This is a genomic window from Streptomyces sp. NRRL S-455 (genome assembly GCF_000717875.1).
Taxonomy (GTDB): Bacteria; Actinomycetota; Actinomycetes; order Streptomycetales; family Streptomycetaceae; genus Streptomyces.
Genome location: NZ_JOCT01000014.1, coordinates 94523 through 115741, shown reverse-complemented (window position 1 = coordinate 115741; position 21219 = coordinate 94523). Strand labels below are relative to the sequence as shown.

Sequence of the window (21219 nt, the reverse complement as noted above, 5' to 3'; positions counted from 1 at the left end):
GGTGCCGGGCGCGCGATATCCGCTCGCCGCTCCGGCACGGCCCGTCCTACCCTCGGTGACATGACCAAGCCCCTCGTCGCCCTTCTCAGCGGTGCCGGTATCAGCACGGACTCCGGGATCCCGGACTACCGCGGGCCGAACGGGCTGTGGCGCCGGGATCCCGAGGCCGAGAAGCTCGTGACGTACGAGTACTACATGAGCGACCCGGAGATCCGCCGTCGCTCGTGGCAGATGCGGCGCAAGAACCGGACGCTCCGGGCGGAGCCCAATGCCGCCCATCGGGCCGTGGCCGACCTGGAACGGTCGGGGGTGCCGGTGCGGGTGATCACCCAGAACGTGGACGGCCTGCACCAGCTCGGCGGAATGCCCGACCGCAAGGTCCTCGAACTGCACGGCACCGCGCGGAGTGTCGTGTGCACCGGCTGCCACGCCCGTGGCCCGATGGAGGACGCGCTCGCGCGGGTCGAGGCCGGCGAGGACGACCCGCCCTGTCTGGAGTGCGGCGGCATCCTGAAGTCGGCGACGGTGATGTTCGGCGAGCGGCTCGACCCCGTCGTCCTCGGCGAGGCGGTCGCCATCAGCAAGGCCTGCCAGGTCTTCGTCGCGGTCGGCACGAGCCTCCAGGTCCAGCCCGCTGCTGGACTCGCGGGTGTCGCCGCCGACCACGGCGCCCGGCTGATCATCGTCAACGCCGAGCCGACGCCGTACGACGACCGGGCCGACGAGATCGTCCGCGAACCCATCGGCACGGCCCTGCCCCGGCTGCTGCGCGGCCTCACGGCCGGTCAGCCGGCCGGAGGTCCTCCAGGCGCGTGAGGGCGTCCAGGGCCTGTTCGCGCTCGGTGCCGGTGAGGTCGAGCGCGGCGGCCCGGGCGAGCGCGGCCGCCGCCGTCTCCTCCTCGCCGAGCCGGCCCGCGATGTCGCCGCGCAGCACGAGCAGCTGCAGCAGCTGTACGTCCGTCGGCGTCTCGTCCGTCAGGCGCAGCACACGGTCGATGACCTTCGCGGCGCCCGCCGGGTCCCCCTTGGAGTCCGCCAGCAGCGACGCGTGGTGCAGGGCCCGGGCGAACGTCTCTTCGGGAGCGCGTCCGTGCCGGCGGTCCTCGCCCGTGCGCTGCCCCACGCGGACGCAGTTGCCGCCCGGGTCGGTCATGAGGAACTGCCGCACCCCGTAGGACATGTCCTTGAGCGGCCCGAGCCGGGGCAGCCCCCGGGTGGGGATCCTGCCGTACGCCGACTTGAGCCCGGCCCGGAACGCCTCGTACAGACCGTCGACGTCGTCGGTCAGGACGTAGCAGGTGCTGATCGACTCGCTCGGCTCGTAGCGCTTCATCGCGAAGAACTGCAGCTCTGTGGCGCCGCGTTCGACGACCGCGTAAGGGTTGGGGCTGCGCTGCTGGTAGGTCACCTCGAAGCCGAGGGCGGTGTAGAAGTCGAGGACGGGTTGAAGGGTCCGGCACGGCAGGATCGGGATCGTCTTCTCCGGCATGACCGCAGTCTAGTCAAATTTGACCAGCTGGTGTGTCAGAAGAGGGCCGCTCCCCGTTCGAAGTCCAGCAGGCGCTGCTTGCGCTCCAGCCCGCCCCCGTACCCCGTGAGCCCTCCGCTCGCTCCGATGACGCGGTGGCAGGGGACGATGATGCCGATGGGGTTGCGGCCGTTGGCGAGGCCGACCGCGCGGGAGGCGGTGGGGGTGCCGAGGGCCGCGGCGAGTTCGCCGTAGGTGCGGGTCTCGCCGTACGGGATGCGGCGCAGCTGCTCCCAGACGGCGCGCTGGAACGGGGTGCCGCTCAGGCGGAGTTCGAGGGTGAACTCCTTGAGGTCTCCCGCGAAGTAGGCCTTCAGTTGTTCCTCCGTCTCCGTGAACAACGTGTCGTCGCGGGTGCCGAAGGCCTCCTCGGGCGGGCGGTGGCGCTGGTCGGTCATGTAGAGCCCGCACAGGACGCCGTCGTCGGCGACGAGGGTGAGCGGGCCGTAGGGGCTGTCGGTCACGGTGTGCTGCTTCATCGGAACGTCCTCATACCGGAAGGAAATTGATCGGGTGGCTGTCGGTCGCCCAGAGGTACTGGACGGCGTAGGCCCGCCAGGGGCGCCAGGCCGCCGCGCGGGCGGTGAGAGCGGCGGGGGTGGAGGGCAGGCCGAGCTCCTGGGCGGCGCGGCGGATACCGAGGTCGGTGGGGAGGAAGGCGTCCGGGTCGCCGAGGGCGCGCATGGCGATGACGTCCACGGTCCAGGGACCGAAGCCGGGCAGGGCGAGGAGCTGGGCGCGGGTTTGCGGCCAGTCGCTCTCCACGCCCAGGTGGAGGTCGCCGTCGGCGAGGTGGCGGACGAGGGTGGTGAAGGTCGTGCGGCGGGTGCGGGGCATCGCCAGCGTCTCGGGGTCGAGGGCCGCCAGGGCCTCGGGGCCTGGGAAGAGGTGGGTGAGGCCGCCCTCGGGATCGTCGACCGGCTGGCCGTGGGCGGTGACCAGGCGAGCCGCGTGGGTGCGGGCTGCTGCGGTGGAGACCTGCTGGCCCAGTACGGCCCGCACGGCGAACTCCGCCTCGTCCACCGTGCGCGGGACACGGCGGCCCGGCGCCTTGTCGACCAGCGGTGCCAGGACGGGGTCCGTGCGCAGCTGCTCGTCGATCGCGACCGGGTCGGCGTCCAGGTCGAGCAGGCGGCGGCAGCGGCTGATGGCGACGGTCAGATCGCGCAGGTCGCTGAGGGTGAGGCGGCAGGCGATGTGGTCGGGGTTGGGAGTCAGCGACACGATGCCGTGGCCGTAGGGCAGGCGGAGTGTGCGCCGGTAGGAGCCGTCCCGCCACTCCTCCACCCCGGGCACGGCCGTCGCGGCGAGGTGGCCGAAGAGGTTGTCGGGGTTGAGCGGGGCGCGGAACGGCAGCCGCAGGGACAGGGCGCCGGGCGTGCTCGCGCCCTGCCGCTGGGGCGCACGGGCGCGCAGCTCGCCCGGGGCGAGGGCGAAGACCTCGCGGACCGTGTCGTTGAAGGTGCGGATCGAGGCGAAGCCGGCGGCGAAGGCGATCTGCGCCATCGGCAGGGTTGTCGTCTCGATGAGCAGCCGGGCCGTCTGGGCGCGCTGGGCGCGGGCCAGCGCGAGCGGGCCGGCTCCCAGTTCGGCGAGGAGTTGGCGCTCGACCTGCCGCGTGCTGTACCCGAGGCGGGTGGCGAGGCCGGGCACGCCCTCGCGGTCCACGACGCCGTCGGCGATCAGCCGCATGGCCCGGGCCACGAGGTCGGCGCGCTGGTTCCACTCCGGGGAGCCGGGGCTGGTGTCGGGCCGGCAGCGCTTGCAGGCCCGGAAACCGGCCTGCTGACAGGCCGCCGCGCTCGGGTGGAAGACCATGTTCTCCGGTTTCGGCGGCACCACCGGGCAACTGGGACGGCAGTAGATGCCGGTCGTCAGGACGGCCGTGAAGAACCATCCGTCGAACCGCGCGTCCTTGGACCGGACGGCGCGCACGCAGCGCTCGGTGTCGGTGTGCATCCCCATCTGCATGGCTCCAGCATCGGGCAGCCGGCGGGACGAGTCTGGCGAGAATCCGACATCGACCTCGCACGCGGGGGCCACCACGGGCACAGATGAAGATTCATTCATGTGTTCGTGCGAGGCCGGTACGATGGCGTCATGGGTCATGGAGCCGTCATTCCCGCGCAGGACGCCACCGAGCGCGTACGCCTGGACGCGGACAACGTCGCGAAGGTCGCCACCACGCTCCAGGCCCTGTCCACGCCGTCCCGGCTGCTGATCCTGGCGCGCCTCAGGGAAGGCCCGCTTCCGGCCACGGAGTTGGCCGCCGAGGTGGGCATGGAGCAGTCCGCCTGCTCGCACCAGCTGCGGCTGCTGCGCAACCTCGGCCTGGTGGTGGGTGAGCGCCGGGGCCGTTCGGTGGTGTACGCGCTGCACGACCACCATGTCGCCGAGCTGCTCGACCAGGCCGTGTACCACGTGGAGCATCTGCGCCTGGGCCTCAGCGACGCCGCCGACTGAGGCGGCGCCGCTGTCGCACCGTCCGCCCTATTCGGTCGCCGTGGGCCGTCGTGAGGCCTCCATCGCCTCGCTCACGCGCGTGAGCGGACGCAGCCGGTAGGTGTACGCGTAGTCCCGGCCCGCGAGGAGCTTGAACTCGTCGTGGGTGTGGGCGCCCCAGCTGTTGTCGCCGCCCACGCCCATCTGGCGGTGGTTGACCCGGAGGACCACGGCGTCCCGGGGAGTGAGCTGGTAGTCGTGGCGGGCGCCGACCGAGAGGTCCTCGGGGGTGAAGTGCGAGGCGTTGACCTCCAGCAGCGGCTCACCTGAGACGAGCAGTCCGCGCCCGCCGCGGTCGGTCAGCGCGGCCCAGCGGACGTCGGTCTTGTTGCCGTTCTCCTGGGGGCGCAGGTAGGAGGTCCACTGTCCGGAGACGGTGCCGGAGTACAGGCCCACGTCGGTGGCGTTGTTGCGGTCCCACATGTTCTCCTCGGGGCCCCGGCCGTAGTAGTGCAGCCGGTCGAGACGGCGTGGCAGGAACAGCAGGTTGCCGACCTCGGGGATGTACGGCAGGTTCGACGCGCCCGGGTGCAGGGTGTTGTCGACCTTGATCTCGCCGTTGCCGAAGACCGTGTACGTCGTGCTGTACGTGGACTGCGGGGTGGTGGGGAGGGTGCCGGTGACCGTGATCTCGACGGCCCGGTCGTCCAGGGTCCGCACCCGTACGTCCGCCACCTCCCGCCTGGCTCCGGCGTCCCGCCACACCTGGTTGCGGGTGTGGTGGCCGTTGCCCCGGTCGTTGTCGGTGGGCGCCCGCCAGAAGTTCGGGACGGGGCCGGAGGTGATCAGACGCGTGCCTGCCGCCTCGTACGACGTGATGGTTCCGGCGCTCTTGTCGACGGTGACCGAGAAGCCCTTGCCCGTGACCGTGACGTCGTCGTCCCGGTCGGTGTGGCGCAGGGCGGGCACGCTGCGCAGCGGCACCGGTTTCACGGCGGGGCCGCCCGTTTCCAGGGCGAGTTGCTGCTTGGCCACCTCGAAGCCCGCCTTGGCCCACGGCGTGGACTCCTTGGTGGTGAAGGAGAGCTCCAGGAAGTACTCGGTGCCCGGCTCGGGCTTCGCCGGCAGCCGCACGGGCACCTTGATGTCCTTGCTGCTCAGCGGCGCGAGGTTCAGCTGGTCCCGGTCCAGCCGGCCGCGCTGGATCACCTTGCCGTCGGCGACGAGGGACCAACGGCCGTCGAATTCACGGAGGTTGGTGAAGAGGTACTCGTTGGTGAGCTTGACGGCGCCGGGACCGCCCGAGGCCCGGGTGGCGTTGATGGCCTGGTAGATCTGTTTGACCTCGGCGGACTTGCCCGTGAGGCCGCGGTCGGCGGTGATGATGCCGTCGCCGGCGAAGGCTCCGTCGTTGGGGTTGTCGCCCCAGTCGCCGCCGTACGCGTAGAACGTCTTGTCACGCGGGCGCTTCTCGGTGAGGCCGGCCGTGGCGGCGTCGAACCAGAACCGCACGCCCTCGTCGTCCGGGCCGCGGGTGTCCGAGGCCAGTTCCGTGGCGCTGAGCGCACGGGCGTAGACGCGGGCCCGGCGGATGGTGCCGCTGAACTCCCGGGTCGGGTTGTCGACATCCGTGGCGAGGGACAGGGACGCCGTGTTGTCGCTGGGGCGCCGGGTGGTGGTCCGGGTGCCGCGCACCTGGCCGTCGACGTACAGGGTGAGCGTGCCCGCCTCCGCGTCGAAGACGCCGGCGACATGGTGCTCCCTGCCGGTCCAGCCGTCGGGCAGCGGCCAGCTCGCGGTGACCCACTGGCCGCCGCCGTGGATGAAGAACTCCAGCGTCCGGTCGGACTGTTTGAGGGCGTACTGGGTGTCGCCCTTGGCGATGATGGGCTGGTGGTAGCCGGTCACGTGCGGGGTGACCCAGGCCTCCAGGGTGAGCGAGCCGGTGAGGTCGAGGCCGGGGTCGCGGGGGAAGACGGCGCCGCCGGAGACGCCCTTGGCGCGGTCGAAGGTGCCGCTGGGCGCGATGATCTCGCCGCGCAGCGAGCCGGGGCCGGACTCGGTCAGCAGCTTGCGCGTCGGGGTGGGCCAGAGCAGGGCCTGGTCGACGAAGTCCCAGATCCAGCCGCCCTGGAGCACGTCGTAGCGGCGGACGATGTCCCAGTACTTCTTGAAGTTGCCGTTGGAGTTCCCCATCCCGTGGGAGTACTCGATCATGACGTACGGGCGGGTGTCGCTGGTGTCCTTGGCGCGCTGCTCGACCCGCTGCGGGCTGTCGTACATCTCGGAGCGGATGTCGCTGATGCCCGGGCGGTCATCGCCCTCGTACTGGATGACGCGGGTCGGGTCGTAGGAGCGGATCCAGTCGTACATGGCGTTGAAGGTGGTGCCGCCGCCCGCCTCGTTGCCGAGCGACCAGATGACCACCGAGGCGTGGTTCTTGTCGCGGTGGACCATGTTCTGGGCGCGCACCACGCACGCCTCGGTCCACTCGGGGTGGCCACTGCCGGGGTACTCGTCGCGGATGCCGTGGGTCTCGAGGTTGGTCTCGTCCACGAGGTACAGGCCGTACTCGTCGGCGAGTTCCAGCCACAGCGGGCTGTTGGGGTAGTGCGAGGTGCGGACGCTGTTGATGTTGAGGCGCTTGATGATCCCGATGTCCTCGATCATCTGCGCGCGGGTGAGGGCCGAGCCGGTGGCGGGGTGGATCTCGTGCCGGTTGGTGCCGCGGAAGGAGACCGGCTTGCCGTTGATGCGCATCAGGCCGTCCTTGAGCGCGAACTCGCGGAAGCCGACCCGGTGCGAGAGGGTCTCGATCACCTTTCCGGCCGGGTCGCGCAGGCGCAGTACGGCGGTGTACAGGTTCGGGTGCTCGGCAGACCAGAGCTTCGGCGACGGGACGACTCTGGAGGCCTTCGCGGTGGCCTCGTCACCGTCCGGGACGTCGACGGGCAGGTTCAGGGGTCGGGACCAGACGGCGTGGCGGCGCGCGTCGTACAGCTGGGTCTCGACGGTGTAGCGGCCCGCGCCCTCGCCGCCGTAGTCGCGGACGTGCGCGGTGACCTCGAGCTCGGCGGAGGTGTAGTCGTCACCGAGCGGGGTGCCCAGTCTGAAGTCGCGCAGGTGCACGTTCGGCGTCGAAAAGAGGTGGACCGAGCGGAAGATGCCGCTCAGCCGGATCATGTCCTGGTCCTCCAGCCACTCCGCGTCGGAGTAGCGGTAGACCTCGACGGCGATCTGGTTGGTGCCCGGCTTGAGGTGGCGGGTGATGTCGTACTCGGCGGAGGTGTAGGAGTCCTCGTGGTAGCCCGCCAGCTCGCCGTTGATCCACACGTAGTGGGCGGACTTGACTCCCTCGAAGTGCAGGAAGGTGCGCCGGCCCGACCAGTTGCGCGGGACGGTGAACGTGCGGCGGTACTGGCCCACGGGGTTGTAGCGGGTGGGGGCGGCCGGCGGCTGGGCGTTCTCGCCACCGCCGTTGGGACCCCACCAGGGGTACGTGATGTTGACGTAGATCGGGAAGTCGTAGCCCTGCAACTGCCAGGCCGAGGGCACCGGGATGGCGTCCCATCCGGAGTCGTCCACGTCCGTGCGGTAGAAGTCGGTGTCACGGTCGTCGGGGCGGTCTGCGTAGGCGAACTTCCATGTGCCGTCCAGACTCAGCCGGTACGGCGAGCGCTCGCGGTCACCGGCCAGTGCCTGCCCGAGGTCCGCGTACGGCATGAGCGTGGTGTGCGGCGGCTCGGTGCCCACCCGGTACACGGCCAGGCCGTCGTTCCACTCCGGCGGGCCCTCCGCGGCCGGACGCCTGCCGGCCGCGTGCGCCACGGCGGGCGACGCCGACAGGGCGAGCGCGCCGAGCACGGCGGCTCCTCCCTCCAGCAGACGGCGACGGCTGACCACCGGACGCTCGGAGTGGACGGGCCGGTCGGCGGGGGACGGGTGCGGGTGCGGCATGACCGTGGCCTTCCTCGGTTCGACAGGGTGCTGCACGGACTGAGGGCACGTCAGTCGCGGCCCTCAACCCCCTTCGCGGGATGGGAGTTTCTGTTGGGGCGCGTGCAACTGACGGTGACGGAGCAACTGCTGAGCAGGCACACCCTAGGACTCGAACACAATCGAAGCAATGACCGCGTGAGACTTTGTTCGGTCCTGATGGTTCCGTCGGTCGGCTCTCAGCTCGTGAGGAAGGCGAGCACCTCGCTCGCCAGCCGGCCGGGCGCGTCCAGCGGTACGAGGTGCCCGGCGTCCGGGACCGGCCGGAGCCGGGCGCCCGGGATCAGGGCGGCCAGTTCCTGCCCCTTGGCGAAGGGGATCCAGGTGTCCTCGGTGCCCCAGCACACGGTGACGGGCAGGTCGAGCGTGGGATACAGCGGCTGGATGTCGTCGGTGTAGCGCTGGTCGGCCTGCGCGATCTGGCGGTAGAAGGCGGCCTGGCCCCGCTCCCCCGTCCACGGCCGGACCAGCGCGTCGAGCGCGGCGGGACGCAGGCCGACGTGGCTTGCGGACGTGACGTACTCGCGCACCAGGGCCTCGTGCAGCGCCGCCGGCAGTTGCTCGAAGACCTGGCTGTGTTCCCCGACCAGCCGGAAGAAGGGCGAACCCCAGGGCTCCAGGGCCACCGGGTCGACCAGGGCGAGCCGCCGGTAGCGGGCCCCGTGCAGCAGGTGGGCGCGCAGCGCCACGCATCCGCCGAAGTCGTGCGCGACGACGGACGGCTCCCGAAGGCCCCAGTGCGCCAGCAGCCCGGCGAACACCTCGCCCTGCGCGCCCAACGAGACGTCCTGGTCCGGGTACATGGCGGAGCCGCCGTAGCCCGGCATGTCCCACACATGGACGCGGTATCCGGCGGCTGCGAGGGCGGGAGCGATCTCGTGCCACACGTACGACGAGAAGGGCGTTCCGTGCAGCAGCACGACCGGCTCGCCACCGGGGTCCCCGAGCCGGTCCCAGCGGACGGTCCCCGACGCCGTGGACAGACTCTCTCGCAACGACCAGTCACCCAAGACGGCTCTCCTTCGCGGTCTGCACGGACCCCTCTGGCTTTTTGTCGTTTCAGCGCGACAGTGCCACTCTTCCGACCGTACTGTGACCTCATCGGACAACCCGCGCAACGGATCTTGGCGGTACCTCTTGCCGCGCCGGAAGGAGCGGCCCGCATGAACGGGTATGCGACCTCGGATCGCGATGACGTCACGGCCGCGCCCGGCGGGCTGCTGGACCTGCTGAAGGTCGCGGCCGTGGTCCTGGACGCGGGCGGGCACATCGCGCTGTGGAGTCCCGAGATCGAGCAGCTGCTCGGCTACACCGCGGCCGAGGCCCTGCGGCAGCGCGCCGACACGCTCCTGATCGCCCCGGAGAACCGCCCCCGCGGCAGGGAGCTCTTCGCGCAGGTCAGATCGGGCGACCGCTGGGCGGGTGTCTTCCCGCTGCGGCACAAGGACGGCACGGACCGCGCCGTGGAGTTCCGCACGATGCGGCTGCTCGACTCCGATGGGCAGCCTCACCTGCTCGGACTCGCCGCGGACGCGACGACGGTCCGGAACGTGGAGCGGGACCTCGCCCTCTCGCACAGCCTCGTCAACCAGACACCCCTCGGTATCGCCGTCTTCGACAACGACCTGCGCTGGGTCGGGGTCAATCCGGCCCTGGAGCGGATCAACGGCGTGCCGGAGGAGGCGGTGCTGGGACGCCGGGTCGGGGAGGTGCTGCCGGACCTGGACGTCGAGGCCATCGAGGGCCGGATGCGGCACGTCCTCAAGACCGGCAGACCCCTGCTCGACCAGCAGACCCTCGGCCGTACGGTGGCGGACGAGCAGAACCGCGCCTACTCGGAGTCGTACCACCGCATCGAGGACACCGACGGCCGTGTGCTCGGCCTCGCGATGGCCGTACTCGACGTCACCGAGCGCCAGCAGGCCGCGGCCGAGGTCGCTCAGGCGCGCCAGCACCTGTCGGTGATCGCCGACGCCGGCGTGCGCATCGGCACCACGCTCGATCTGCGGCAGACCGCCCGGGAGCTGGCCGACGTGGTGGTGTCACACGTGGCGGACCTGGCCGCCGTGGACGTCCTGGAGTCCGTCGTCGCCCACGGCGCCATCCCCCCGGTGTTCGACAGCGCACCCGCCGAGTTCAGGGCGCTGGCCGTCGCGGCCGGCTACCCCACCGGCGCGATCCACGCCGCCGACCCGGTGGGCGAGCTGGCCACCTACGGGCCGTCACGGATCATCACGCAGTGCGTCCGCAGCGCCCGCGCGGTCCTGGTGGAGCGCGTGGATGCCAAGATGATGCGGCGCATCGCCCGGGACGCGCGCGCCGCCCAGACACTGCGCGAGGCCGGCGCCCACTCCTACCTGGCCCTGCCGCTGATGGCCCGGGGCAAGGTGCTGGGCACCCTCACGTTGTACCGCACGATCGACGAACGTCCCTTTGACGACCGGGACCAGGTGCTCGCCTCGGAACTCGCCTCGCGCGCCGCGATCTGCATCGACAACGCCCGCCTCTACGGACGGGAACGCGGCACCGCCCTGACGCTGCAGCGCAGTCTGCTCCCGGCCACGCCCGCCGAACGGGAGGGGCTGGAGATCGCCGCCCGCTACCGCCCGGCCCTCAGCGAGGTCGGCGGCGACTGGTACGACGTGCTGCCGCTGGGGCCGGGACGCACCGGGTTCATCGTGGGCGATGTGATGGGCAAGGGCGTCCAGGCAGCGGCGATCATGGGGCAGCTGAGCACGGCGACGCGGGCCCTGGCCCGGCTGGATCTGCCGCCCGCCGATCTGCTGCGGCACCTCGACGACATCGCCGGCTCGCTCGGCGACGCGATCGCCACGTGCGTGTACGCCGTGTGCGATCTGCGGACCGGCACCTGCGCGCTGTCCAGCGCCGGTCACCTGCCGCCGGTGCTCGCCGGGGCGGACGGCGGCGCCGAGCTCGTCGACGTGCCCGGCGGGGTCCCGCTCGGGGTCGGCGGCGTGGAGTTCAAGACCGTGGAGGTGGAGTTCGCCCCGGGCTCCCTGCTCGCCCTGTACACCGACGGGCTGGTCGAGAACCGCGGGGAGCCCATCGACACCGGGCTCACCACGCTGACCCGCCTCCTGCGGAACGCGGGACCCAGCCTCCAGCGCACCAGCGACAGCCTGCTCAGCGTGCTGAGCCCGGAGCCCGACGACGACGTCGCGCTCCTGCTGGTCCGCACCCACGCCTGAGCGACGGCCGCAACTGGTAGGACGTCAGCGCGAGTTGCGTTCTCCAAGCCGGTGGCCGACCTGTCGATGGGTCAGCAGAGGCGTCTCGACCTGCCGGCCGGCCGCACCTCGCGCTCGCCGGACGACACCCGGTTCCCGGTGGGCACGAAGGCCTCGGCCGCACGCTGACACGGCGCCTCCCGGCCCGGCCCCGGACGGGCCGGGAGGTGCGGCTCACGGATTGCCCGGCGGCTGTTCGAACGACTGCCGGGCGTCGTCCTTGCGCACGGTGCACAGGGCCCAGATGACGAACCCCGAGATCGCGATCATCACGACGGACCAGACCGGGTAGTACGGGAGGGAGAGGAAGTTGGCGATGATGACGAGTCCGGCGATGATGACGCCGGCCACGCGCGCCCATGTCGACGCCTGGAACAGCCCGATGCTGACGAGCACGGCGACCGCGCCCAGGATCAGATGGACCCAGCCCCAGCCCGTGAGGTCGAACTCGAAGACATAGTCGGAGGTCGTGAGGAACACGTCGTCCTCGGCGATCGCCGCGATACCGCGCAGGACGCCGAGAATCCCGGCGATCATGAGCATGACGGCCCCGAGGATCATCACGCCGACGGCCCATTCGCGCTTCGCCGTGGGCTCGTGTGTGGGGTGAGTGGTGGTCATCCTGCTGCCTCGTTTCTGCTGCGTCCGGCTCGTTCGGCGACCGGAGGTGGAGGTGTCGTGGGCCAGGGCTCAGGCCAACCGCTCCCAGCGTGCTCACGGCCCGGTCCGGGCCGCCTCACCCGGAGCGGGTGACCATCCGGCGGCGACGTGCTCCGGGCGGCGACCGGACCGGGCCTCTCCGGTCTGAGATCCGCGCCGGTCGTTCCCCGGATCACCCCTCGTGGGTGATCCGCACCCGGTGCCACCGCGGTGGAGTGGAGAGCCCAGTCCCACAGGACCGAGAGACACGAGATGGACCATCCAGGGATTCCCCGGACCGGGCCCACCCGGCCTCGGCGAGCGCGGGAGCAGCAGGAGCCGCGTTCCGGGCGGCGCGCGCAGCTCGCCGCTCTCGTCCGTGCCGCGCTCATCGCGGTCGGGCTCGTCACCGTCTACTACGAGCTGCCACTGGACGGGCACAGCACGGTCCGCACCTCGACGCTGCTGGCCTGCGGCCTGCTGCTGGTCTTCGTGATCTTCTGGCGGGAGGTGCGGGCCATCGTGTCCTCGCCCTATCCCCGCCTGAAGGCCGTCGAGGCCCTGGCCACGACGCTGGCACTGTTCCTGCTGGTCTTCGCGGGCACCTACTTCACGGTGGAGCACACCACCCCGGGCTCGTTCAGCGAGCCGATGACGAAGACGGACTCCCTGTACTTCACCCTCACCACGTTCACCACCGTCGGATACGGCGACATCGTCGCCGTGTCCCAGACGGGGCGTGTGCTGACGATGCTTCAGATGGTGGGCGGACTGCTCCTGGTGGGCGTGGCCGCGCGGGTTCTCGCCAGGGCGGTGCGGGCCGGGATGCGGAGGCAGGGGCGCGAGCCGCCCGAGGACCTCCCCTGACGGCGAAGGGCGATCCCGTGGCCATCGCGGCCTGCCCTGGCGGCAGCGGTCGCTTCGAGCGTGCGCTCACCTCGTTCGCGTCACTCCGGCAGCTGGCGCAGTTCCACGACCCTGAGCCCCAGCGACTGCAAGCGGGTCAGCAGCCCGTACAGGTGTGCCGTGTCGACTATGGGCCCGTAGAGGACGGTCTGCCCGGCCATCATCACGTGCTCCAGCTCTGGGAAGACCTTGACCAGCGTCTCCGACATCTGTCCGTCGACACGGAACTCGTAGCGCATGAGCGGCCCTCCGGGGGCGGCGGCCTGGGAAGGGCGGAACACGCCCCTCCCCTGCGATGTTCCGCCCCGGCGCGCCGCCCGCCCTCACCCGGCGCAGGTGAATACGTCCGAGGAGTCCTCGCAGGGTTCAAAGAAGACGCAGATCACGGGCGCGGCGCACGGCGTCGCCGCGTCGGCTCACCGCGAGTTTGCGGTAGATGCTCTTGAGGTGGGTCTTCACGGTGTTCGCGGAGACGTGGAGGTCGGCGGCGATCTCCTGCGTCGACATCATCTGGGAGAGCCTGCGCAGCACGTCCCGCTCGCGCTCGCTCAGTTCCTCCGCGGCCAGATCCGGGGCAGGGGCCGCGGGGGCGTGCGGCGGGATGTGCCCGGGGACGCGGTGACGGCCGCTGCCGGGTACGAGCCAGCCCTCGGCCAGCTCGCGTGGCCGGCCGGTGCTCAGCAGTGGGCGGATCCAGGGGCCGGCTTCCCGGAACGGGCGGCGCAGCCGCTCGCGCCGGCCGTCCAGGAGCGCGCGGGCGACGAGGCGGCGGCAGGCGGCGGGGTCCCCGGTCTCCAGGGCGGCCTGGGCGCGCACCAGTGTGGCGCGCACGGTCACCGCCGGACCGGGCCGGTCGTCCTCGGGCAGGCCGTCGATGAGGTGGAGCGCCTCTTCGGGACGCCCCGCCGCGAGCCGGGCCCGCGCCGCCGCGACCGCACAGGCCGTCCGGTGGTGTGCCACCGGCTCCACGACCTTCTCGGCCAGCTCGGGATGCCCCTCGGCCAGGTGGGCGGCGGAGGCGAGCAGGGCGCTCCGGTCCCGCACCCAGGGCGAACTCACGGCTGCCGGGACGGTCGCTTCCGCCGCTGCCAGCGCGGCCCGGGTATCCCCCCTGGCCAGGAGAAGGAGTCCCCGGACGAGGCTTCGGCCCGCCTGAAGCACCGGATCCTCGACGAGCGGCGTGGAACCGGCCGCCGCGTCGAGGAGCGCCTGGGCCTCGTCGAGTTCGTCGCGGTCGATGTGCACGGCGGCCAGGACCAAGGGGCCGGTGCCGGACCCGGACCGCTGGGGCAGGCTGTAGTGCTCCGCCTGGCCTGCCGCCGCCCGGGCCTTGTGTTCCGCCCGGCCGGGCCAGCCGTCGAGGTAGTCGATCAGGGCCAGGTGGCCGAGGGCCTCCCACCGGGGCAGCGCCATCGCCGCTCCGCCCGGGTGTCCGGCGACCGCCGCCAGCGCGGTCCGGGCGGCGCCGAAACGCCCTGCCCACAGGCGGGCGGAACCGAGGTGGGCGAGCATCAGGGCGCTGATTTCCGGGTGTTCGTCGAGGAGTTGCCCGGAGAGGTCCGGCTCGAGGACTCTCGCTTGCTCGGCGGCGCGTTCCGCTCTGCCCGGAGATCCCGTCAGCCGTCCCGCCAGGGCTTCCAGCAGGGCGCAGCTGAGCCGGCTCGGCGCGGGGTCGGTCCCGTCCCCGGCCAGTTGCTCCTCGGCCCGGCGCAGGTGGGCCAGGCCGTGATCGAGATCGTGCCGGGCCAGTTCGCGTGCCGCGCGGACGAGGTCCGGCGCCGGGCCCGTGGCCTCGGGGCTCATCCGTGCGAACAGGGCGGACAGGTCCTCCGAGCGCAGACCGGTGAAGAGCTGCCCGATCGCGAGGTCGTCGACGACGGCGCTGGTGGCGAAGTCCCAGTCGTCGGCCGCCGCGCCCTGGACGAGTGCCTCGTGCAGGGCTCCGGACCGGCGCAGCCACCGAGCGGCCCGGCCGCGCAGTTCCGGCTCGAGGCCGGGGAAACGCTCGCGCAGGTGAGCGCGGAGGATCTCCGCGAAGAGGGGATGCAGGCTGTACCACGAGTGGCCGAGGTAGTGGACGAAGGCGTTCTCGCGGTGCAGCGCGGCCAGGACCGGTTCCGCGTCGGTCCGCAGCGTCAGCGCGTTCACCAGGTCGGGGCAGAAGCGTTCCAGGACGCTGATGCGCAGCAGCAGGTCCTGGGCGGCGGGGGCCTGCCGGTCCAGCACCTCGGCCAGCAGGAAGTCGGCCACCGTGCTGTGGTCGGCTTCGAACTGCTTCAGGTAGGCCTGGGGGTCCGGTCCCTGCCGGGCGGCCAGTGCGCACAGGCTGAGGCCCGCTGCCCATCCCTGGGTCCGCCCCACCAGTGCCGTCACGGCGCTCGCCGGCAGGTGCAGGCCGTGGCGCGACAGCAGCTCCTGGGCTTCCTCGGAGGTGAAGGCCAGCTCGGCGTCCCGGATCTCCGTGAGCTCGCCCGCCGCACGGTAGCGGTGCAGGGGCAGCAAGGGTTCCGTGCGGGTGACGAGGACCAGGCGCATGCCGCCTCCGGCATGGCGCAGCACGAACTGCAACTGCTCCGCGATCTCGGGCGAGGTCACCCGGTCGAACTCGTCGAGGACGACGACGGTGGGGTGGTCCCGGCTCTCGAGGTCGGCGGCGAGGCAGGTCAGCGTCCGCTGGTCCACACGGCCGGCCTCCGCCGGGCAGCCGACGTCGCCCGCCACGGGGACGCCGGCGGCCCGCAGCGCCTCCAGCAGATACGCCCAGAAGACACCGGGGGCCTGGTCCGCGGTGTCGGTGGTGAGCCAGGCGACGGGTTCGCGCAGTCCGGCGGCCCAGTCGGCGACCAGGAGGGTCTTGCCCGCGCCGGCCGACCCGTTGACCATCGTCAGGGGCGTCACGAGAGCCCGGTCGAGGTGCCGTACCAGACGGGACCGGCGCAGGAACGTCACGGGCCGCTCCGGCAGGGCGAAACGGGTGCGCAACAGCGGGTCACCCGTGGGGTCGACTCCCGCGAGCGCAGGCTCCGTACCAGTCGCGTCGGTCGCGGCCATGGGGTTCACCACCGCCTGCCGTCCGTCGGAGCACGAGCAGTACTCGTTTCGCTCAGCATCTCAGCGTTCCCTCCCCCGTGCACGCGCACGCCCGTGCAGGCCCGGGCCGGGCGGCCCCGCGCGGTCCGCGGGGAGGGACAGCGGGCGGCCGGGGACGTGACCACCCGCGACGGGCGATGCGGCGGCCCGGGGCGCCACGGTTCGGTGGAAGTCGAGCACCCGCCGCCCCTCCGCCCCTCCGCCCCGCGCGCGGGCGCCGGATCCGCAGGCACCACCGAGGGAGCCGCACGGCACCTCCGAGGCGGCCCGGCACAGGGGCACGAACATGTGTCGCCTGCTCAGGCCCCGCACCGCCCGGCGCCCGGGCCGCGGCCGGGATCGCGTCAGCGCAGTCGCGCGGCGAACGCCTCGTAGGCGCGCTCGTCGAAGAGCACGAACCGGACCTCCTCGACGTCGGTCTTCGCCGCCCGCACCGCGTCCACCGCGATCCGCGCGGCGTCCTCGATCGGATAGCGGTACACGCCGGTGGAGATCGCCGGGAAGGCGACGGTACGGGCGCCGAGTTCGTCGGCGATCCGCAGCGACTCGCGGTAGCAGGAGGCGAGGAGGCCGGAGTGGTCCTCGGTCGCGCTGAAGACGGGACCCACGGTGTGGATCACCCAGCGGGCGTCCAGGTCGCCGGCGGTGGTGGCGACGGCCTTGCCGGTGGCGAGACCCTTGCCGAGGCAGGAGGCGCGCAGTCTGCGGCACTCCTCGAGGATGGCCGGGCCGCCGCGCCGGTGGATCGCTCCGTCGACCCCTCCGCCGCCCAGCAGGGAGGAGTTGGCCGCGTTGACGATCGCGTCGACGCGCTGCCGGGTGATGTCGCCCTGGACCAGTTCGAGGGTGGTCACGTCTGCCTCAGCCGCTTCCAGACGGCCTTCGCCGCGTTGTGCCCCGACATTCCGTGCACACCGGGGCCCGGCGGGGTCGCCGACGAGCAGATGAAGACGGCCGGGTGAGGGGTCGTGTACGGGGACAGGGTGAGCTTCGGACGCAGCAGGAGCTGGAGGCCGGAGACCGCGCCGGAGGCGATGTCACCGCCGACGTAGTTGGCGTTGCGGGCGAACAGTTCGGCCGGTCCCGCGGTGGCGCGGGCCAGGACACGGTCGCGGAACCCCGGGGCGAAGCGCTCCAGTTGGCGCTCTATGGCGTCCGTGAGGTCACCGGTCCAGCCGTGCGGGACATGCCCGTAGGCCCAGAAGACGTGCTTGCCCGCCGGCGCCCGGGTGGGGTCGACGATGCTCGGCTGGACCGTGATCAGGAACGGTTTGTCGGGGGCCCGGCCCTCCCGGGACGCCGCGCGCAGGGCCGCCCCGATCTCCGCGCGGCTGGCGCCGACCTGCACCGTGCCGGCGGCGCGGGCCTCCTTCGCGGTCCACGGCACGGGGCCGTCCAACGCGTAGTCGATCTTGAAGACGCCTGGTCCGTAACGGTAGCCGGCGTAGTGGTCGCCGAAGCCGGCGATGCGGGCCAGGGCGGTGGGTGAGGTGTCGAAGACGTACGCCCGGGCCGGCGGCAGGTCGTCGAGGCGCTTGACCTCGTAGTCGGTGTGAACGGTGCCGCCGAGGTCGAGCAGGTGGGCGGCGAGGGCGTCGGAGATGGCCTGGGAGCCGCCGCGGGCGACGGGCCAGCCCCGGGCGTGCGCCGCGAGGGCGAAGACCAGGCCGATGGCGCCGGTGGCGAAGCCGCTGAGGGGTGCCATGACATGGGCGACGAGCCCGGCGAACAGCGCCCTGGCCGGTTCGTCGCGGAAGCGGCGCATCAGCAGGGTGGACGGGGGCAGGCCGGCGAGGCCGAAGCGGGCGAGGGTGACCGGGTCGCGGGGCAGCGCGGTGAGCGGCAGGGACATGAAGTCGCGGGCGAGGACGTCCCACTTGGGCAGGAAGGGCTCCACGAGCCTGCGGTACGCCCCGGCGTCGCGCGGCCCGAAGGAGGCGGCCGTCTCGCCGACCGACCGGGCCAGCACCGCCGCCGTGCCGTCCGGGAAGGGGTGCGCCATCGGGAGCTCCGCGTGCAGCCATTCCAGGCCGTGGCGTTCGAGCGGCAGGGCGCGGAACGCGGGTGAGTTGATGGCGAGCGGGTGGGCCGCGGAGCACGGGTCGTGCCGGAAACCGGGCAGCGTGAGCTCCTCGGTGCGGGCTCCGCCGCCCACGGCGCCCTGGGCCTCGAAGACGGCGACCGAGAAGCCGCGACGGGCCAGTTCCACGGCGGCGGTCAGTCCGTTGGGCCCCGCACCCACCACGACGGCATCGAGCATCGACGGCACCTTCGGACCCCTTCGTCAGCCGACGGCCACTGAGGATCAGGATATGCCGGGGGACGGACCGTCACCGGCCGCGGGGGAAATCCGGCGGGAAGGCGCACGTGGAGTGCGGTGTGAGCTACGGAATGCGTACGGTGCGTGACCGTCACACTCCGTCCGCCAGCAGTCCCGCCACCCGGCGGGCCGTGGCCGCGTCGCGGGCCGCGGTGAACGGCAGGGCGTTGCCACCGGTGATGCGGAACGGCTCGCCCGCGAGGGTCAGATGGGCGCCGCCCGCCTCCTCGACCAGGAGCAGACCGGCCGCGTGGTCCCAGGCCGCTTCCCAGGAGAATGCGGTCGCGTCGGACTCGCCCCGTGCGATGGCGAGGTATTCCAGCCCGGCCGAGCCGCAGGGGCGCGGTGCCACGCCGTCGGTGCGCAGGCCGAGCAGGGCGTGCTTCTGCTCGTCCGTCGTGTAGTCCGGGTGGGAGGTGGCCACGCGGAGGTCCCGGCCGGGTTCGGGCACGCCGGCGAAGAGCCGCTCTCCGTCGAGGTAGGCGCCCTTGCCCCGCTGTGCGGTGGCGAGCCGGTCGCGGGCGGGGGCGTAGGTCCAGGACGCGAGCAGGGTGCCGCTCTGCGCCAGCGCGACTAGGGTGCAGAACCCGGCGTCGCCGCGCACGAACTGCCGTGTCCCGTCGACCGGGTCGATGATCCAGACCGGGGCGTCGCCGCGTATCGCCTCGTACGACGCCGGGTTGGCGTGGACCGCCTCCTCACCGACGACGACCGAGCCGGGCAGCAGGGCGGCCAGCGCCTCGGTCAGGTACAGCTCGGCCTTGCGGTCGGCGTCCGTCACCAGGTCGTGCGGGCCGCTCTTCTGGTCCACCTCGTGCGCGGCGAGCCGGCGCCAGCGGGGCATGATCTCGGTGGCGGCCGCCGTGCGGATCGCCTCCTCGACGTCGGAGGTGTGCTGTACGAGAAACTCTTCGATGGTTTCGGTGCTTTCGATCACCCCTCCATCACAGCATGCGGCACTGACATTCCCCACCCGCATGGTGCACTCCGGATGGAATCCCGCTGAACAGGAACACGGCCCGCGAGGTGGGGCGGCTGCCCGCCCGCGGCGCTCCTCTTCAGCGGCCGACCGCGTACCCCTGCATGCCGCGCGAGTTGGCCGCCGCCGACAGGACGCCCGTCTCCGGGTCCCGCGCGACCACGCACAGACGGCCCTCCGACCAGGGTCCGCCGATGGTCACCTCGTGGCCGCGCCGCCGGAGTTCCCGGACGACGGAGGGGTCCGTGCGGGACTCCACGGTCACGCTCCCGGGCCGCATGCCCCGCGGGTAGAAGGAACCGGGGAAGCTGTCGTTGTGCCAGTTCGGGCCGTCGATCGCGCCTTGGAGGTCGGGGCCGCCGCGTACCCGGGCGCGCAGCGCGACCGCCAGGAAGAAGTGGGTCTGCCACTGGTCCTGCTGGTCCCCGCCGGGCGTCCCGAACGCCATGACGGGCACGCCGTCGCGCAGCGCGATCGACGGGGACAGGGTGCTGCGGGGGCGGCGGCCCGGGGTGAGGGTGCTGGGCAGGCCCTCCTCCAGCCAGGCCATCTGCAGGCGGGTGCCGAGCGGGAAGCCGAGTTCGGGCACGACGGGGTTGGACTGGAGCCAGCCGCCGCTGGGGGTGGCGGCGACCATGTTGCCCCAGCGGTCGACGACGTCGAGGTGGCAGGTGTCGCCCCGGGTGGTCCCGTCGGCGGCGATGCCGGGTTCGCCCGGCACGGGGTTCGCCGGGCTCCCGGCGACCGTCGGTTCGCCGATGCCCAGGGCGTCGAAGCCCTCCTGTGCGGCGCCCGCCACGCGCGCGTGTGCGCTGAGACGCGGAGTGCGTCCGCCGGGGCTGCCGGGCCGCAGCTCGTGGGAGGCCCGCTCGCCGACGAGGGCACGACGGGCGGCGTTGTACGCGTCGGACAGCAGGTCGTCGAGCGGCACTTCGGTGGCGTCGCCGTACCAGGCCTCGCGGTCGGCCATGGCGAGCTTGCAGTTCTCGACCAGGAGGTGGACGTAGTCGGCCGAGCCGTACGGGGGCAGTTCGGGCGGGAGCAGGGCGAGCTGCTGGAGGAGGACCGGGCCCTGGCTCCAGGGGCCCGGCTTGCACAGGGTCCAGCCGTTCCAGTCGTACGTCACCGGCGTCTCGTAGCCGGCGGACCAGGCGGCGAGGTCGGCGGCCGTGAGGGTGCCGGTGTGGCGTTCGCCGCTGGTGTCCATGGTGGGGCGCCCGGCCTGGCGTACCAGGGCCTCGGCGATGAACCCGGTGCGCCACACCTCCCGCGCGGCCTCGATCCGGGCCTCCCGGTCCCCGGCGCCGGCGGTCTCGGCGAGCAGGCGCTTCCAGGTGGCGGCGAGCACGGGGTTGCGGAAGAGCTGACCGGGGCGCGGCGCCTTGCCGCCGGGCAGGTAGACGTGCGCCGAGGAGGTCCACTCCGTCTCGAACAGCTCGCGGACGGTCTCGACGGCCTCCCCGACGCGCTCCACGGGCGCGTGCCCGTGCTCGGCGTACCCGATGGCGTACGTGAGGACGTCGGAGAGGGACTTGGTGCCGTGGTCGCGCAGCAACAGCATCCAGGCGTCGAACGCGCCCGGCACGGCGGCGGCGAGCGGCCCGGTACCGGGAACGAGGTCCAGGCCGAGGCTCCGGTAGTGGGCGACCGTGGCCCCCGCCGGCGCGACGCCCTGCCCGCACAGCACGCGTACCTCGCCGCCGGACGGGGCGAGCAGGATCGGGACCTCGCCCGCCGGGCCGTTGAGGTGCGGCTCGACGACGTGCAGCACGAACGCGCCCGCCACCGCCGCGTCGTAGGCGTTGCCGCCGTCCTCCAGGACGGCCATCGCCGCCTGTGAGGCGAGCCAGTGGGTGGAGGACACCATGCCGAAGGTTCCCTGAAGCGTGGGGCGGGTGGTGAACTGCATCCCTCACCTCGGGGTTCGCATGCGTCAGCCGGCCCCACGAGTACCCGGTTCGAGCCCGGCTCCGGTCGGCTCGGTCAGGCAGCAGACTACCGAGGCGCCGCCACCAGCGGACGGCGAGACTCCCCATCCGCCCCCGTCGGGAGTGCAACTTTCCGGCTCTGC

At 72.6% G+C, this 21219-nt stretch carries 16 protein-coding genes; 4 read left to right on the top strand and 12 right to left on the bottom strand.

The genetic code is table 11. The features are described from left to right. The first annotated feature begins 60 nt into the window (after positions 1 to 60). A complete protein-coding gene (locus IE97_RS0120325) occupies positions 61 to 816 on the top strand; it encodes an SIR2 family NAD-dependent protein deacylase (RefSeq protein ID WP_030242405.1) in 756 nt (251 codons plus the stop codon). Here the strand turns inward: IE97_RS0120325 and IE97_RS0120320 are convergent. The 3 genes from IE97_RS0120320 to IE97_RS0120310 are packed head-to-tail and all read right to left on the bottom strand — an operon-like array spanning position 776 to position 3487. Further along, the gene (locus tag IE97_RS0120320) at positions 776 to 1489 is read right to left on the bottom strand and encodes a bleomycin resistance protein (RefSeq protein WP_030242403.1); all 714 of its coding nucleotides are present in this window, start codon (positions 1487 to 1489) and stop codon (positions 776 to 778) included. The genes IE97_RS0120325 and IE97_RS0120320 overlap by 41 nt on opposite strands. A 35-nt stretch (positions 1490 to 1524) precedes the next feature. Next, entirely contained in the window at positions 1525 to 2007 is a 483-nt protein-coding gene (locus IE97_RS0120315; RefSeq protein WP_030242400.1) for a methylated-DNA--[protein]-cysteine S-methyltransferase, read from the bottom strand. A gap of 10 nt (positions 2008 to 2017) precedes the next feature. Next, positions 2018 to 3487, bottom strand: a complete 1470-nt coding sequence (locus IE97_RS0120310; protein ID WP_030242397.1) for an AlkA N-terminal domain-containing protein — start codon at positions 3485 to 3487, stop codon at positions 2018 to 2020. 141 nt (positions 3488 to 3628) lie between these two features. Between IE97_RS0120310 and IE97_RS0120305 the strand changes: the two genes are divergently transcribed. Next, positions 3629 to 3991 (top strand): ArsR/SmtB family transcription factor, encoded by a 363-nt coding sequence (locus IE97_RS0120305; protein WP_030242394.1) that lies wholly within the window; start codon positions 3629 to 3631, stop codon positions 3989 to 3991. 27 nt (positions 3992 to 4018) lie between these two features. Here the strand turns inward: IE97_RS0120305 and IE97_RS0120300 are convergent, their stop codons facing one another. Then, positions 4019 to 7927 carry a glycoside hydrolase family 2 TIM barrel-domain containing protein gene (locus IE97_RS0120300; RefSeq protein ID WP_030242391.1) on the bottom strand — a complete coding sequence of 1303 codons (3909 nt, stop codon included), beginning with the start codon at positions 7925 to 7927 and terminating at the stop codon, positions 4019 to 4021. Between the two features lie 218 nt (positions 7928 to 8145). Then, positions 8146 to 8976 carry an alpha/beta fold hydrolase gene (locus IE97_RS0120295; RefSeq protein ID WP_030242387.1) on the bottom strand — a complete coding sequence of 277 codons (831 nt, stop codon included), beginning with the start codon at positions 8974 to 8976 and terminating at the stop codon, positions 8146 to 8148. Between the two features lie 153 nt (positions 8977 to 9129). Between IE97_RS0120295 and IE97_RS0120290 the strand changes: the two genes are divergently transcribed. Next, positions 9130 to 11175: a SpoIIE family protein phosphatase gene (locus tag IE97_RS0120290; RefSeq protein ID WP_030242386.1), complete on the top strand. Its 2046-nt coding sequence runs from the start codon at positions 9130 to 9132 to the stop codon at positions 11173 to 11175. Between the two features lie 213 nt (positions 11176 to 11388). Here the strand turns inward: IE97_RS0120290 and IE97_RS0120280 are convergent, their stop codons facing one another. Beyond that, positions 11389 to 11835, bottom strand: coding sequence for a DUF7144 family membrane protein (locus IE97_RS0120280; protein WP_030896731.1), 447 nt, complete (start codon positions 11833 to 11835; stop codon positions 11389 to 11391). Between the two features lie 291 nt (positions 11836 to 12126). On the opposite strand from IE97_RS0120280, the gene IE97_RS0120275 reads away from it, so the two are divergent. Continuing rightward, on the top strand, positions 12127 to 12720 hold the full coding sequence (locus tag IE97_RS0120275) for a potassium channel family protein (RefSeq protein ID WP_078603315.1): 594 nt from the start codon (positions 12127 to 12129) through the stop codon (positions 12718 to 12720). An 80-nt stretch (positions 12721 to 12800) separates the two neighbouring features. Here the strand turns inward: IE97_RS0120275 and IE97_RS0120270 are convergent, their stop codons facing one another. The 6 genes from IE97_RS0120270 to IE97_RS0120245 form a co-directional block, all read right to left on the bottom strand. Then, positions 12801 to 12998 (bottom strand): hypothetical protein, encoded by a 198-nt coding sequence (locus IE97_RS0120270; RefSeq protein ID WP_030242378.1) that lies wholly within the window; start codon positions 12996 to 12998, stop codon positions 12801 to 12803. 127 nt (positions 12999 to 13125) lie between these two features. Further along, on the bottom strand, positions 13126 to 15810 hold the full coding sequence (locus IE97_RS0120265) for a LuxR C-terminal-related transcriptional regulator (RefSeq protein WP_030242376.1): 2685 nt from the start codon (positions 15808 to 15810) through the stop codon (positions 13126 to 13128). Between the two features lie 383 nt (positions 15811 to 16193). Beyond that, positions 16194 to 16703: an O-acetyl-ADP-ribose deacetylase gene (locus tag IE97_RS0120260; protein ID WP_030242373.1), complete on the bottom strand. Its 510-nt coding sequence runs from the start codon at positions 16701 to 16703 to the stop codon at positions 16194 to 16196. Continuing rightward, on the bottom strand, positions 16700 to 18109 hold the full coding sequence (locus IE97_RS0120255; RefSeq protein ID WP_030242370.1) for a phytoene desaturase family protein: 1410 nt from the start codon (positions 18107 to 18109) through the stop codon (positions 16700 to 16702). Before IE97_RS0120255 ends, IE97_RS0120260 begins: the two co-directional genes overlap by 4 nt. 151 nt (positions 18110 to 18260) lie before the next feature. Continuing rightward, a complete protein-coding gene (locus IE97_RS0120250) occupies positions 18261 to 19106 on the bottom strand; it encodes an inositol monophosphatase family protein (RefSeq protein ID WP_030242367.1) in 846 nt (281 codons plus the stop codon). A gap of 121 nt (positions 19107 to 19227) precedes the next feature. Beyond that, positions 19228 to 21057: a gamma-glutamyltransferase family protein gene (locus IE97_RS0120245; protein WP_030242363.1), complete on the bottom strand. Its 1830-nt coding sequence runs from the start codon at positions 21055 to 21057 to the stop codon at positions 19228 to 19230. Positions 21058 to 21219 lie beyond the last annotated feature (162 nt).